At 54.7% G+C, this 13,408-nt stretch carries 15 protein-coding genes, 1 tRNA gene and 1 pseudogene; 12 read left to right on the top strand and 5 right to left on the bottom strand.

Annotated features, from left to right (window positions below; genetic code table 11):
* The 9 genes from HBN68_RS19250 to HBN68_RS19210 form a co-directional block, all read left to right on the top strand.
* Nucleotides 1-194, top strand: a 194-nt coding sequence (locus HBN68_RS19250; RefSeq protein ID WP_222931631.1) for an FAD-binding protein, incomplete at its 5' end; no start/stop codon positions are given.
* A gap of 138 nt (nucleotides 195-332) precedes the next feature.
* Nucleotides 333-1,151, top strand: coding sequence for a transporter substrate-binding domain-containing protein (locus HBN68_RS19245; protein ID WP_169965814.1), 819 nt, complete (start codon nucleotides 333-335; stop codon nucleotides 1,149-1,151).
* A gap of 9 nt (nucleotides 1,152-1,160) precedes the next feature.
* Nucleotides 1,161-1,517 (top strand): DUF4398 domain-containing protein, encoded by a 357-nt coding sequence (locus HBN68_RS19240; protein ID WP_169965812.1) that lies wholly within the window; start codon nucleotides 1,161-1,163, stop codon nucleotides 1,515-1,517.
* The gene (locus HBN68_RS19235; protein WP_094994856.1) at nucleotides 1,514-2,326 is read left to right on the top strand and encodes an OmpA family protein; all 813 of its coding nucleotides are present in this window, start codon (nucleotides 1,514-1,516) and stop codon (nucleotides 2,324-2,326) included. Before HBN68_RS19240 ends, HBN68_RS19235 begins: the two co-directional genes overlap by 4 nt.
* Nucleotides 2,327-2,524: 198 nt before the next feature.
* A complete protein-coding gene (locus tag HBN68_RS19230) occupies nucleotides 2,525-3,964 on the top strand; it encodes a PLP-dependent aminotransferase family protein (RefSeq protein ID WP_094994857.1) in 1,440 nt (479 codons plus the stop codon).
* A 103-nt stretch (nucleotides 3,965-4,067) separates the two neighbouring features.
* A complete protein-coding gene (locus tag HBN68_RS19225) occupies nucleotides 4,068-4,529 on the top strand; it encodes a translation initiation factor 2 (protein WP_169965810.1) in 462 nt (153 codons plus the stop codon).
* A gap of 153 nt (nucleotides 4,530-4,682) precedes the next feature.
* Nucleotides 4,683-4,937, top strand: coding sequence for a YkgJ family cysteine cluster protein (locus tag HBN68_RS19220; protein ID WP_094994858.1), 255 nt, complete (start codon nucleotides 4,683-4,685; stop codon nucleotides 4,935-4,937).
* A 47-nt stretch (nucleotides 4,938-4,984) separates the two neighbouring features.
* Nucleotides 4,985-5,593 carry an START domain-containing protein gene (locus tag HBN68_RS19215; protein WP_094994859.1) on the top strand — a complete coding sequence of 203 codons (609 nt, stop codon included), beginning with the start codon at nucleotides 4,985-4,987 and terminating at the stop codon, nucleotides 5,591-5,593.
* A 261-nt stretch (nucleotides 5,594-5,854) separates the two neighbouring features.
* Entirely contained in the window at nucleotides 5,855-6,196 is a 342-nt protein-coding gene (locus HBN68_RS19210) for a ribonuclease E inhibitor RraB (protein WP_094994860.1), read from the top strand.
* A 174-nt stretch (nucleotides 6,197-6,370) separates the two neighbouring features.
* Here HBN68_RS19210 and HBN68_RS19205 read toward each other — a convergent pair whose 3' ends face one another.
* Nucleotides 6,371-7,192: a cytochrome c gene (locus HBN68_RS19205; protein ID WP_094994861.1), complete on the bottom strand. Its 822-nt coding sequence runs from the start codon at nucleotides 7,190-7,192 to the stop codon at nucleotides 6,371-6,373.
* On the bottom strand, nucleotides 7,189-7,680 hold the full coding sequence (locus HBN68_RS19200; protein WP_249275399.1) for a rhodanese-like domain-containing protein: 492 nt from the start codon (nucleotides 7,678-7,680) through the stop codon (nucleotides 7,189-7,191). The genes HBN68_RS19205 and HBN68_RS19200 overlap by 4 nt, the downstream gene beginning before the upstream one ends.
* 560 nt (nucleotides 7,681-8,240) lie before the next feature.
* Here HBN68_RS19200 and HBN68_RS19195 point away from each other — a divergent pair.
* Complete coding sequence (locus tag HBN68_RS19195; protein WP_094994863.1) at nucleotides 8,241-8,969, top strand: amidotransferase; 729 nt, start codon at nucleotides 8,241-8,243, stop codon at nucleotides 8,967-8,969.
* Between the two features lie 46 nt (nucleotides 8,970-9,015).
* On the opposite strand, the gene HBN68_RS19190 is transcribed toward HBN68_RS19195, so the two are convergent.
* The 3 genes from HBN68_RS19190 to HBN68_RS19180 all read right to left on the bottom strand — a co-directional run bounded on the left by HBN68_RS19190 (nucleotide 9,016) and on the right by HBN68_RS19180 (nucleotide 11,763).
* On the bottom strand, nucleotides 9,016-9,987 hold the full coding sequence (locus tag HBN68_RS19190) for a magnesium and cobalt transport protein CorA (protein WP_094994864.1): 972 nt from the start codon (nucleotides 9,985-9,987) through the stop codon (nucleotides 9,016-9,018).
* Nucleotides 9,988-10,070: 83 nt separating this feature from the next.
* Nucleotides 10,071-10,859: a 1-acylglycerol-3-phosphate O-acyltransferase gene (locus tag HBN68_RS19185; RefSeq protein ID WP_169965808.1), complete on the bottom strand. Its 789-nt coding sequence runs from the start codon at nucleotides 10,857-10,859 to the stop codon at nucleotides 10,071-10,073.
* Between the two features lie 214 nt (nucleotides 10,860-11,073).
* Nucleotides 11,074-11,763, bottom strand: a complete 690-nt coding sequence (locus tag HBN68_RS19180) for a crotonase/enoyl-CoA hydratase family protein (protein WP_094994866.1) — start codon at nucleotides 11,761-11,763, stop codon at nucleotides 11,074-11,076.
* Nucleotides 11,764-12,049: 286 nt separating this feature from the next.
* Here HBN68_RS19180 and HBN68_RS19175 point away from each other — a divergent pair.
* Nucleotides 12,050-12,139: transfer RNA gene (locus HBN68_RS19175), tRNA-Ser, on the top strand.
* Between the two features lie 272 nt (nucleotides 12,140-12,411).
* A pseudogene (locus HBN68_RS19170) lies at nucleotides 12,412-12,744 on the top strand (DNA adenine methylase); the annotation flags it as partial.
* Between the last annotated feature and the right edge of the window lie 664 nt (nucleotides 12,745-13,408).

The following is a 13,408-nucleotide window of genomic DNA, read 5'->3' as shown; positions in this document are numbered from 1 at the left end:
GTAAGATCGTTGCGCCACAGCTGTACATCGCGGTCGGTATTTCCGGCGCGATCCAGCACCTGGCGGGCATGAAAGACTCCAAAGTGATCGTTGCGATCAACAAGGACGAAGAAGCGCCGATCTTCCAAGTGGCCGATTACGGCCTGGTGGCGGACTTGTTCGAAGCCGTACCTGAGCTGGAGAAGCTGGTTTAATCCAGTCGCTTCACTTATAAAGAGCCCGGTCATCCGGGCCGTGGATAAAGGCGGAACGCGGGTGTTCTGGCAAATTCTCCATGGCCTGTGTGATCGGGCTTTTTAGTGTGTCTGATTTGGCTTAACGGAGTGAGAGGCATGGGTGTGCGGCATTTAAGCGGGTGGTTGACGGGGCTGATCTTGCTGCCCCTCGTGTCAGTGGCGGCAGGCAAATGCGAGCGCCTGATCGTGACGGGCAGCCCGGATGCGCCGCCATACCTCTGGCGCGACCCGGCCGATCCCGTGCATTTGATCGGTGTCAGTGCCGACCTGTTGCAGCAGGTGGCGCAAGACCTCGGTATCAAGGTTGAGGTGCTCTATGGCGGCAAGCGTTCCGAGGCGCAGAACGAGGTCCGTACGGGCCGTATGGACATGTTGGTGGATGCACCGCTGACCCTGGCAGGGTTGACTGCGCAGGACTACATTCACCCGCCGCTGGTACGTAATGACTACCTGGTCTGGACCCGCAAGGATTCGCCCCTTATTTATGAAACGCCGGATGACCTGCTTGGCCATACCGGTGCGCTTTCCGAAAAAGCCCGTATGACTGAAGCTTTCGACTCCTTTGCCCGGCACCAGCTTACGCTGGAGCGACAACCCGGCTTGACTCAAGCCTTCCAGAAGTTGCTGCTGGGGCAGGTCGAGTACGTGCTGGCCGGGCGCTATGCGGGGATGGCCACCGTTCAGACGCTCGGGATCAGTGACGATGTGCTGGCCCATGCGCAGCCAATAGACCAGCCGGGGCTGTTTCTGGCGATTTCCCATGACTCGGCCTGCAATGAGCCGTGGTTGCGCGGACAGCTCGCCAAAAAGATGACAGAATTGCCGGCGTCCGGCCTGAGTGAGGCGGCACTGCAACGCAACCTGGAGCGGTGGAAAAACCAGCTGCAACAGCCGGTCAACGCTCCAAAACAGTAGGAATTCCCAGTGACAATTCGACCACTTTTTGCTGCCCTGGCCGTTGTGGCTTTGGCGGGCTGTGCAGCTGATCCTGCGCCGAATGAACAAATCCGTCTGACCGAGCAGGCGCTGGAACAAGCCCGTGCTGTGGGCGCCAATGCCGACGACAGTGCCGAGCTCAAACAAGCCGAAGACAAGTTGGCCCGCGCGTCGGCCGAGATGACCGAAAGCGCTTATAAAGATGCCCGTATGCAGGCTGAACAGGCCGAACTGGATGCGCGTCTGGCAGAGGCTCGTGTGCTGACGCTCAAAAGTCAGGAGCAATTGAACGTGCTCAACACGCGTATCGCACGTTTGCGCAAACAACTGGCGGAGGCCCAATGAGCATTAAGTCAGTCATGTATGGTGCGTTACTGATCACCGGCGCGGGGCTTACCGGCTGTGCGGGGCATCACGCCAGCGAACAGGCACTGCAACAGGCGGCCAGTGAATTTCAGTCGGTAAAAGAAGACACCAACGTGTTGCGTATCGCGCCCAAAGACGTGATCAGGGCCGGTGAATCGCTGGCCCGTGCCGAGCGTCTGTCCAGTTACTGGGGCAGTGGTGAAGATGTTGCCCATTACGCCTATTTGAGCCAGCGCTACAGCGATATCGCGCGGGAGCACACCCAGCAGGTACTCAATCAGGAGCGCGCCGCCAAACTTGAACTGGAACGTCAACGCCTGCAACTGGCCTTGCGGGAGGCCAAACTGTTGAGTGTTCAACAGCAGGGACAATGGCTGGAAGAGCAAATCCTGAACTTGGCGACCAACGAATCGGATCGTGGCCTGGTAATGACCCTGGGCGACGTACTGTTCGACACTGGCGAAGCGGACCTGAAGAACTCGGCCAATCGCACAGTGCTCAAACTGGTGCAATTTCTTCAGTTGAACCCCAAGCGTGTTGTGCGCATTGAGGGCTACACCGACAGCACGGGCGGTAAAGAAGATAACCTCAAGTTGTCTCGCGACCGTGCTCAAGCCGTTGCTGACGTACTGATTGACTTGGGTATTGATGAAAAACGGATTCAGGTTGAAGGCTATGGCGACGAATACCCGGTGGATGTAAACGCCACGGAGCGTGGTCGGGCGCAGAATCGTCGTGTGGAAATCGTGTTTTCTGACGAAAAAGGTCAATTGAGCGCCGCCCGTTAATCCCTCTCCTCAATGCATCACAGGTAGTCGCTGCCGGGCGGCGACTACAGGCGTACATATTCAGTCTGTACCCATACAGTTACACCCAGCCCGGCACTGTACGGCTCAGATGGATGACAACTGTGCCCGTACACTTCTAAACTGTTCCGGTATTGTTCTTCACAACAAAAAAAACGCCTGAACATCGAGTGCTGTGCCATGACCAACCTTTTGCTTTATCAACGTATAGCCCAGCAATTGGCTGAGGATATTCGGCGCGGCGTTTATCAGCCCGGCGAGCGCGTACCGTCTGTGCGCAAAATGAGCTCGCAGCTCAATGTCAGTCATGCCACGGTGCTGCAGGCGTATGCCAACCTTGAAGATCAAGGGTTGATCCGCGCCCGCCCGCAGTCAGGCTATTACGTCCACCAAACGCCTGCCCTGACAGCGCCTACACCTGATATCGCGCGCGTTGAACGGCCGGGTCTAGTGACGCGCAGCAGCATCATCCAGCAAGTGTTGGTTGAATCGCGACGTGAAGGTGTGTTCCCGCTGGGTGCTGCGGTGCCCAGCGTCGATTATTTGCCCGTGCGAGCGTTGCATCAGCAGTTGGCCAAAGTCACGCGCTTCCACAGCCCGCGTGCGTTCAGTTACATGTTCAGCCCAGGTTTTGAGCCGTTGCGTCGTCAGGTGGCGATACGCATGCGAGATGCCGGCGTGGTCGTCGACCCGTCGGAAGTGATCATCACCCACGGCTGCGTCGATGCCCTGCAAATGTCATTACGGACCCTCACGCGCCCCGGGGACCTCATCGCTGCTGAATCCCCGACGTATTACGGGCTTTTGCAGCTGGCTGATTTGCTGGGTTTGAAAGTGATCGAGATCCCCAGTGATCCTGCCACTGGCATGAGCCTCGAAGCGTTGCAATTGGCCGCCAATCAATGGTCGATCAAAGCCTTGGTCCTGACCACGCGCTTGAGCAATCCGTTGGGTGGCACCATGCCAGAAGAACGGCAGAAGCAATTGCTGCGCCTGGCATCTGATTTCGATATCCAGATCGTCGAAGACGATATTTATGGCGAACTGATGTTCGAGGTGGGGCGCACCAAGGCACTTAAAGCCTATGACCGGCTGGATCGGGTCATCTACTGTTCGAGTTTTTCCAAAACGTTATCGCCCGGTGTGCGCATTGGCTGGATGATCGCGGGCAAATATCAGTCTGAAATTCAGCGCTTACAGACCTTCACCACCCATTCAGCCTGCAGCGTGACGCAGATGGGGGTGGCGGCCTACCTTGAAAACGGCGGCTATGACCGTCATCTGAGGCATATCCGGCAGGAATACCGAAAAAACCTGAGCGCTTTTCAGCTGGCTGTTCAGCAGTACTTTCCGGAAGGGACGCAAATGTCCCGACCCAGCGGCGGCTTCATTCTGTGGGTTAGCTTGCCGGGCCGGGTCAATACGCAAGAGTTGCATGTGCGAGCGCTACAGCAGGGCATCAGCATTGCACCGGGGTTGATCTTCAGTAATACCGAGCAGTTCAACCATTGCATCCGGCTCAATTGCGGCACAGCCTGGAACCGTGAGGCCGAACGCGCATTGATGACGCTGGGGATGCTCGCCAGTCAGTTGTGTCAGGAGGCCACTGGCCTGTACTGAAGGCCATGCGACATCAAGGTATGGCAATTTGCCTAATGGCGACTTGTAACGGTGTGTCTAAAGCGCGAGCATAGGCCCCTAAATCGTTAAAGCTGTGGGAGTTATGAAAGCGACCTATTGTGTGAGACTGGCGTTGGTGGGGGTGTTAACCGCGTTCAGCGCTGTCGCGGTGCACGGCGCGACACAACCTCAACCGCCTGCCACCCAGTCCGTCAAATCGCCGGAAAAACCTGCTGCCAGTGCAAAAAAAACTACCAAGAAACGCGCGCCTGTCGCAAGCAAGTCAAAATCGGCCCGCGAAATTGCCAAGAAGCGCTTGCCCAGTGCCAAGCTGGATTTGAGCCTGCCGCCCGAGATGGTCAAACAACTGCAACCTTTGGGCACTGTCCCCATGCCCAAACACAAACCATTGTTGCCAAACATGTTCGGTGAGAAGCCCGAACAAGACAGCCCGTTCCAGTTAAACGGTCGTTTGTTAAGCAATGAAATGGAGCTGCAATTGCGCAACGAAGCCCGCGACCGGCAAATCGAAGGTGCGGCGCTGGATTTCCAGTTCAAACAATAAGTGCCGAATGCCCAAAAACAGGCTTCTAAACTGACTGTTCAGTCACTGTCATTAATCAGCACATTCGGCTGAACGGTCAATTTCAAACGCCCGTTCCAGCGAGTACTATCCCTTGTCATCAACGCACTTTGCCCCGTTAAAGGAGCTAACGTCATGAATTGCCGTGAAGGCTGTGGCGCTTGTTGTATAGCCCCTTCCATCAGCACACCAATCCCCGGCATGCCCGAGGGCAAGCCCGCAGGGGAACGCTGCCTGCATCTGTCGGTCGATAACCTGTGCGATTTGTTCGGACGTCCTGAAAGGCCCGCCGTGTGCGGTTCGTTCAAGGCCGATATCGAGGTGTGTGGCAGCACGCGGGAAGAAGCCATCAACCTGATTGGGTGGTGGGAACAGGTGACGGCGGCATAGTGTGTTCATGTCCAGTGAACAAACCATCAACAATAAGGAATAAGACCATGGGTTCGTTGCATCGAGTAGCAATTGCATGTGGCTTGAGCGTGTTAATGGTGAGCGCGGCTCACGCAGAAAACTGGCAAGTGGCGAAGAATGAAGACGGCATCAAAGTGTCGCTTAGTGAAGTCAAAGATTCGAAATACAAGGCCTATCAAGGTGTGACCACGATCAAGGCGCCTATCGCCAAGGTCCGTGGTTTGCAGGAAGACGTAGCGGGGGCGTGCAAGTGGATTCACGAGTGCAAGTCGCAAAAGCTGCTTAAAACCGAAGGCGACAAGAGCTGGACGTACACGCAGTTCAGCACCCCTTGGCCCGTGACGCCGCGCGACTCCATTCTGGAAGTCACCACCACAGTCGGGGCTGACGGTACCGTGACACGCAACCTGAAAGGGGTGCCCACGTACCAGCCTGAAGAGAAAGGCTTTGTGCGCGTGAGTCAGGTCGATGGTTTCTGGAAGATGGTTCCCAAAGGGGCCGATCAGACTGAAGTCACTTATCAGGTTCACACGGAGCCAGGCGGCAGCGTGCCATCTTGGTTGGCGAACAAGTTTGTCGTGGACGCCCCGTTTAACACCCTGAAAGCGCTCAAGGAGCGCGCAGAGAAGCAGTAAGCACTCTGCAGGCTGCCTGACGCTGTGCAGCGCATCTGTTAGGCGTCAGACGGCAGCCAAGCACCAGGACGGTTTTTATAAACCACTCTTTTTTTAACGCCGCGCTTGGCATGCGCTGTGCGACGGAGCTAATCTGCAGCCAGACCAGCGAAGTGTTCGACTGGCTCTGATCTTGTTCGCTACATGCTTGATCCCCGCAACGAATTGACGGTTGCATTTCGGGGAGCGTTGAAAGTCTATCCATTGCGAGGAGGACGTTTCATGAGCACAGCCCATCAAGAAGACCTCAGCAGCTATGTGCTGCGCCGCATGAAAGAAGGCGGTTTTGATTTTTCACGTATTCATCCCATCGAGTTTTACGCCATCTTCCCGGATGAGGAGCGGGCGCGTCGTGCTGCAGAAAAATTTTGTGGTGAGTCACTGAATGCGCAAATAAACGTTCGTGATGACGGAGCCTGGAATCTGGAATTGAGCAAAGTCATGTACGCCACCTATGGGGGAATTGGTGATTTCGAGCAGAACTTTGAGGCCGTGGTGGTTCCGCTTGGCGGGATTATTGAAGGCTGGGGCGTGAAGCAGGAGGTGCGTGGCCTTCTGAATTGAATTCAAACGAGTTACTGACGGCTGGCCTTCGGGCTGGCCGTTTTGCTTTACAGGCGCCAAAAAAAAGCCACCGCATGCGGGTGGCTAAAGGGAAGTTCGACAATGGCTGCAAGTATCCGCGGACCGGTACGGCGGGTGAAATCATCACTGCCTATGTCGTTGATAGTCAGAAACTTATGGCTGGCGCTCAGGTGTCGACACTTTGCGCGTGGCCATGTGCTTGAGGTACTCGACGAGTTGCGCCAATTCTGCATCGGGTAACACGTCACGCGAAAAGCCAGGCATGCGGGCTTGAGGCCAATGGCGCAGGCTTTGCGGGTCGCGAATGTAGCGCGTGAGGAAGTCCGTGCCGAAATATTCGGTCGGGTTGTAAGGCATGTTCAAGTCAGGGCCAAACTGGGCGTCACCTGCGCCGTTAAGGCGATGGCATGCCATGCAGTTCTTTTGAAAAACAACAAAGCCGTGATTGGCGGGAGCGTCGGCCGCCAGTGACGGGTCGGGGCGCATGGCCGGGAAACGCTCGGCTACCGGCAACTGACGTGTAAAGCGTACGACTTGAAACGGCCATTGTTCCGGGCTGATATGACCTGCTTGCGGGTCTGTCCAGACCAGATAAAACGGCCCGGCGCTGGGCTTGCCTTTACCCAGGGAGGGCCACGGGTGTTCAGGGTCTTCAATGGCGAGCCAGGCTTTTGCCCCCTGTTGATTCAGCAAGGGGGCAGCACTGAGCTCCGCGGCAAAGCCGTCCTGTGCGACAGCTTGCAGATGGTCGTCAGGCTTGATCCCGTCCAGCAGCGTGGCTAAAGGAATTGCCCGATAAGTCATTTCGCGCTTGTACGACACATCGTCAGTAATGCGTACCTCCTGCACAGCGGGATGTTGCAGCAACTCCGCAGTTTGCCATGTACGGCTGACGTCACCCAGCTCAAGCCTGAGTTGGGCGGCAAATGATGGCAGGCTGAACAGGGCGGTAAAAAGCAGGCTGAGAAATTTCAATTGATGGCTGTAATGTCGTCGTCAGTGGGTTCGTCGCCGGGCAACACGTTCTCGGTCAGCGAGACGTGATCGAAAAGTGCATCGCGCAACTCCTCATAATTGCCGCCGTTCACGACGCCGAAATACCCATGTTTGATTAGCGTATCTTCGGCCTCGAGGGCATGTTGGTTCGTGTCACTGTAAATCACAATGGTGTTGTTGGGGTCCAGAACGACCAGGCTCAATTGATAGGCGAGACCTTCTGCGCTAATGCCGGTGCCGTCTTCCAGGGTGAGATCGACTTGCAAAGAGTTATGCAGATTGCCTGCCGCAAAATCGCTGTTGGTGCGCAGGTCCAAAATCAGCGCGCCATCATTGATTTCATCCACTGCACGGTTGACGTCAATGATGCCTGCCTGAGCGGTGCTGCAGATGAGCAGCAGAGCGGCTGCAAACCACCGGTGCATAGGGTTCCCTCCATCTGGACGAGCATTGAGATTGGCACACAAGTGCCAACCTCGAAAGTCGCCGCTATAAATAAGTGCGGGAGCCTGAATAATGAGCTGCTAGCCGATGACTTTGGTCAGGTTCGGCACGATCAATAGCAAAGTGGTGGCGAAAAGGATAAGTCCAGCCTGGCGGAGTTTAGTGTGCTTGAGCATGGCTATCTGCCTTTATTGTTATTCCTGAAAAACGGCACCGCGCGACAGTAACGGCATGTCCTTGCGTTTCGCTGCGGCTGACAGGTTTACCTTAGAGCCGGTATTCCACGTCGCTTAGAACCCTTTCACATCATGTAAGTGAAGAACGTTTCTAAAACGCTATTAGCTGTCACGCGTTATGTCTGATAGCCCATTGCTAGACGCAACGGATAATCAAAGGGTGAGAGTACTTAGTGAGCTACCGTTCGTCAGCCCGTGGACGGACGGTCCTTTTCTATAGGTCATACAACGCCCAGCGGCCTACGGAACCGTTTCAACGCGTGCAGTGCTTGCCTTGAATTACCGTTTCAAGGCAGGCTCTATGCATCGTTTTCATCACTTCTGTATTCATCGCGCCAGGTACTTTTATGTCGTTACGCATTTGCATTCTGGAAACCGACGTTCTGCGTCCTGAGTTTGTGGATCAATACCAGGGCTATGGGCAGATGTTTAAGCGTCTGTTTACCCAACAACCTATTCCCGCAGAATTTACTGTGTTCAATGTCATGCAGGGTGAATACCCTGCAGATGATGAGGCTTACGATGCGTATCTGGTAACGGGCAGCAAGGCCGACTCGTTTGCTACTGACCCGTGGATTGAAACCCTTAAGCGTTATTTGCTGACCCGCTATGAGCGTGGCGACAAGTTGCTGGGCGTGTGCTTCGGCCATCAATTGCTGGCGCTGTTGTTAGGCGGCAAGAGTGAGCGCGCGAGCCAGGGGTGGGGCGTAGGCACTCACCAATACACGTTGGCAACCAAGGCACCGTGGATGAGCCCGGCCGTGGAAGACCTGACATTGCTGATCAGTCATCAGGATCAGGTCACCGCATTGCCCGAAAACGCCACCGTGATTGCGTCCAGCGATTTCTGCCCGTTTGCCGCCTACCACATCAACGATCAGGTGCTGTGCTTCCAGGGGCACCCCGAATTCATTCACGACTACTCTCGTGCGTTGCTGGACCTGCGTCAGGATGCGTTGGGGGCTGACGTCTACGGCTCGGGCATTGCCAGCCTTGCCAAGGACCATCACGGTCAGACCGTAGCAGAGTGGATGATGCGTTTCGTGGCGCACAAGCCTGAATCCCAAACCGTGTGAGGGCCGAGCGCAGGTGACGTGGGCGGGCACTTGTCTGCCCGCGTATTTATAGCCAGCCCGAACGCTTGAAACTGGCCCACAACGCCGTTACGCCCACACCAATAAACCCCAGCACCCCAAAGTATCCGTAATGCCAGCTCAGCTCCGGCATGTTTTGGAAGTTCATCCCGTAAATGCCGGCCACGGCAGTTGGAAACGCAAGGATCGCCGCCCATGCGGCGAATTTTCGCTGCACAGTGCTTTGCCTTGAAGACTCCAGCAGCACAACCACTTCAATTGTCTGGCTGGCGATGTCCCGTAGCGTCGAAAGGTCTTCCATCTGACGGGTGACATGAATTTGCACGTCCCGAAAATAGGGGCGCATGTTCTTGTCGATAAACGGGAAGGTCAGGCGTTGCAGTTCTTCACTGATTTCCACCATGGGCGCCACATAGCGGCGCAATCGCAGTACATCGCGACGCAGGCTGTGCAGATGCACGATATCCGCCTCTTTAAGCGAGTTGCCCATGATGCTTTTTTCAAGTGCTTCGATCTCGGCGTGAATCGCCTCGCTCACGGGTTGATAGCTTTCAGTGACAAAGTCCAATAGCGCATACAGCACAAAATCTTCGCCGTGATCCAGCAGCAAGGGGCGCGCCTCACAACGTTGGCGCACGGCCTTGTATGAAGCTGAATGACCATTGCGGCAGGTGATGATGTAACCGTTGCCCGCGAAGATATGGGTTTCGACAAACTCCAGTTTGCCCTCATGACGAATCGGTGAATAAATCACGATAAACAGCGCGTCGCCGAAGGTTTCCAGTTTGGGGCGGCTGTGCTGCTCCAGGGCATCTTCAATGGCCAGTTCGTGCAGGTTGAACTGGCGCTGCAAATTGCTGATTTCTTGTGCGTCAGGCTGCTCAAGGCCAATCCAGACGAAATGACCGGGTTTTTTGGCCCAATCGCTGCCTTCGTCGAGCGTGATATTGCTGATTTTCTTGCCAGCGTTGTACACCGCGGCAGCAACAACTCTCCCCATAGTTTTAATCGCTTCTTCTTCAAAGGGTTAGGGCACGAAGATGCAGCTTAGCGTGCAATGCTCCACTTTGAGTCAACAAACACTCAGAGGTTTGGGTTGGATGCGGCTTGCTTGCTCTTCCTGTCGCGCAGAGCTGATGGGTGCTGGCTTTGCTGGGCCATCACTTCGCGATCCATGGCCTCGATACAGTCGCGCATCTGTTCGCGGCACATTTCCATCAGCCTTGGCATGTCGTCCAGCGTCAAACCGGACGTCGGGATGGCGGGCAGAGACCTAATCTGTATATCTGCGCTGTGCCAGCGGTTGAGCTTCAGGTGTTGGCTGTAAGTGCTGACACACACCGGCACAATCGGTACTCCGGCAGTAATCGCCATTTGAAAGGCGCCTTTCTTGAAGGGCAGCAACGTTTTGCCCAAGTTCCGAGTGCCCTCAGGGAAAACCCAGATCGAGGTGTCTTTTTCCTGAAGCGTGCGGGTTGTGGTCAGCATCGATTTACGCGCTTTCTGCGCATTGCCACGATCAATCAAGACGTTGCCCGCCAGCCAGAACAATTGCCCGAAAAGCGGAACCCATTTCAGGCTTTTTTTACCGATGCATACCGTGCGGCGAGGCACGACATTGCCAAATACAAACAAATCGTAATTGGACTGGTGGTTGGCAATGATGACGCAGCTTTGCGGCTTATCCATCAGTGGGCCGACTTCGGTTTTCAGCTTATAGCCCATGATCCATTTGGACGGTAGTGCGTAGAGGCGCGCGCAGAGGCGGCTATTGTCAGGGTTGAAGGGCCGACACAGGCCGAGCAACACACCGAGAACACCGGCCATCAGAAAATGCACACTCATCAACAACATACGGAACGAAAGTAGCATTTACAGGCTCGTCAAAACAAAAGGTGGCGCAGTGTACGGACGTGCACTGTATTCGGCAATTACTCAGATACATGTAGGAGATGGCTGATGTTTAAGCACATGTTTCAACGCGGGGGCGTGGGGGCGGGATAGAGCGTTTTCGGAACGATCACCAAAACAAGTAGGAAACAACGAAGGGCATCTCGACGGCAGGGTCAGTCGAGATGCCCGAGCCTCAAATCAGGTGAGCCTGATCGAGTTTGATTGCGTTATCGAGTGTGTCCAGCAGTGCCTTGCGAACCTTAAGCTTGGTGTTCTTGTGCGCTTTCATGTTGATTTTTTTCAACTGACGAGCTGCTTCGAGTGCCGCCGCCTGTAGCTCCTCGGGTTGTACCACCTTGTCGAGGAAGCCTGCATCCACTGCGGTTTGAGGGTTAAACATTTCACCGTTGATCACCGAGCGATGGAATGCCGACTTGCGCAGACGGTCACGGGCCAGCTCAATGCCCGCGTGATGCATGGTCATGCCGATTTGCACTTCATTGAGGCCAATGCTGAACGGGCCGTCGACGCCAATTCGATAATCCACCGACAATAAGAGAAAGGCGCCTTTGGCGACTGCGTGACCCGGACAGGCCACCACCACAGGGAATGGATGCGCCAACAGCCGGCGCGCCAGGGTTGAACCCTGAGTAACCAGACTGACCGCTTGTTCAGGACCGGCCGTCATCACCTTCAAGTCATACCCGCCGGAAAGAATGCCCGGCTGCCCGGTGATGATCACCACTGCACGATCTTGTTCAGCGCGATCCAGCGCTGCATTAAAGGCGGCGATAACCTCCGGGGAAATGGCATTGACCTTGCCGTTGCTCAGGGTCAGCGTGGCAATCCCGTCTTCCAGGTGATAAGCAATCAGGTCACTCATGGCGCAATTCCTTGTATTGAAGTGGAGCAGACGTTACCCAGCTGCGTGCGACAGGTAAAGCGTCGTGACTGACTGATGAGTCAGCTGTTATGAACGCTTCTTCGATATAGACGGCGTGCTGCGCTGGATCGGGCAGACAGGGATTGGCCGAAATGCTTCCTTTTAGACGCGTTAAAAAACCTGATGGGCGTAAGCGCATGAAAATTCTGAAAAAAACATTTGTCATATCGAAAGGTTTCGACTACATTAGCGCGCCTCGACAGACAGAACATGTTTGAAGAGATACGGTGAAGTGTCCGAGTGGCTTAAGGAGCACGCCTGGAAAGTGTGTATACAAGAAATTGTATCGAGAGTTCGAATCTCTCCTTCACCGCCACATTAAGTAAACACAAACCCCTGATTTTCCTAGAGAAAGTCGGGGGTTTGTGGTTTCTGGCGTCTGGAAAAGGGCGATCTGGGGACATCCATGGGAATACGGGCTGCTGAACTGCCCGTGTTCTGCCCCTGAATACCAGGGCTAAAACAGCACTTTTGGCTACATATTCAGGGCGTGTTGCAGGATGCCGATGACGTCCGGCCCATCCTCGTTAATCCTTGTCCCGTAGTGCTGGCGGATCATGTTCGTGCTGGTGTGCCCCACCTACGTAGAAAAACATGCCCTGGCTTGAGTGCGCCGTACGTTATGACCGGGCCCATACCTTCCACTATATGGGCCCGCCTTGTTAGCAGACGGCAGGGTACGGCGTGGACTTTCCGTTAGATAACTATGGGCGGATGGCCGACTTCATGCGCCGCTGTAAAGGCAAGGTGAGGGGCAGCATTAACGATCACCCGGATATACGGCGGGTGATCGAGGGCTTTCACTTTGAGACGGTGGATATTCGGTACAGCACCGCGAAACAGCGGCAGCGGAAGGCTGAGGTTATCGGTGAGTTGGTGGTTATGAATTGGACGCCGGAAGCGCTTGGGATGTTGTTTTGATGTGAGGGTGTCGCGGGTATGAGTTCGTACCCGCGACAAATTTCTAGCTGCAAAGCCTAAGAGATACATCAATTCACTGTTGATGGGGGCGCCTAGTACCGTCATAACTTCTATGGCCTGATCTTGCGTCAGATCATTTTCACCCATCGGTACATACGCTGCTGCATGACAGGTTTTTCAGTATTGTCATTTGTAACTATCAGGCTATTACACCTGCCTCAATGTGATGGGCAGTTTGTAATTATCGAGTCGTGTTGAGTGATATAAGCGATTAACGTACTTCCTCGCCTTGTCCCTTGTTATGTAGCCCGCTTGGGAGGTTCGATCTATCATTATCAGCTGTAACTGTCCGTGCATTATCATGGATTAACCTGAATCAATCTGGATGAACTCGCGTTTCGACGTGGTGGGTATTTTTACAGGAAGGTGGCGTATGTGTACGGTGATAAATTATTTTAAACTTGATGGTGTGTGTGTGTGTTTGTGGGGGTGTTTCTAAGTCAGTTTTTCAGGTTGCTTTGTTTATTGTAGTCGTTCGGGTTGCTGCCGATTGCATGTGTGGCCGCTTAAGGCGAACCATGTGTTGATTGTTGTGTGTCAGAAAATTTTTCATAAAAAGAAGGTTGCGGATTTTTTTTTGTCGCCTAAGCTTGGCCTTGGGTTG

This window comes from Pseudomonas sp. WS 5078 (assembly GCF_012985745.1).
Taxonomy (GTDB): domain Bacteria; phylum Pseudomonadota; class Gammaproteobacteria; order Pseudomonadales; family Pseudomonadaceae; genus Aquipseudomonas; species Aquipseudomonas lundensis_A.
This window is presented reverse-complemented; position numbering and strand designations above follow the sequence as displayed.

Bases quoted from the DNA above. Each gene is read 5' to 3' on its own strand.
- HBN68_RS19245 (WP_169965814.1), top strand. From the start codon at position 333: ATGGGTGTGCGGCATTTAAGCGGGTGGTTGACGGGGCTGATCTTGCTG.
- HBN68_RS19235 (WP_094994856.1), top strand. From the start codon at position 1,514: ATGAGCATTAAGTCAGTCATGTATGGTGCGTTACTGATCACCGGCGCG.
- HBN68_RS19230 (WP_094994857.1), top strand. From the start codon at position 2,525: ATGACCAACCTTTTGCTTTATCAACGTATAGCCCAGCAATTGGCTGAG.
- HBN68_RS19225 (WP_169965810.1), top strand. From the start codon at position 4,068: ATGAAAGCGACCTATTGTGTGAGACTGGCGTTGGTGGGGGTGTTAACC.
- HBN68_RS19220 (WP_094994858.1), top strand. From the start codon at position 4,683: ATGAATTGCCGTGAAGGCTGTGGCGCTTGTTGTATAGCCCCTTCCATC.
- HBN68_RS19215 (WP_094994859.1), top strand. From the start codon at position 4,985: ATGGGTTCGTTGCATCGAGTAGCAATTGCATGTGGCTTGAGCGTGTTA.
- HBN68_RS19210 (WP_094994860.1), top strand. From the start codon at position 5,855: ATGAGCACAGCCCATCAAGAAGACCTCAGCAGCTATGTGCTGCGCCGC.
- HBN68_RS19195 (WP_094994863.1), top strand. From the start codon at position 8,241: ATGTCGTTACGCATTTGCATTCTGGAAACCGACGTTCTGCGTCCTGAG.
- HBN68_RS19190 (WP_094994864.1), bottom strand. From the start codon at position 9,987: ATGGGGAGAGTTGTTGCTGCCGCGGTGTACAACGCTGGCAAGAAAATC.
- HBN68_RS19185 (WP_169965808.1), bottom strand. From the start codon at position 10,859: ATGCTACTTTCGTTCCGTATGTTGTTGATGAGTGTGCATTTTCTGATG.
- HBN68_RS19180 (WP_094994866.1), bottom strand. From the start codon at position 11,763: ATGAGTGACCTGATTGCTTATCACCTGGAAGACGGGATTGCCACGCTG.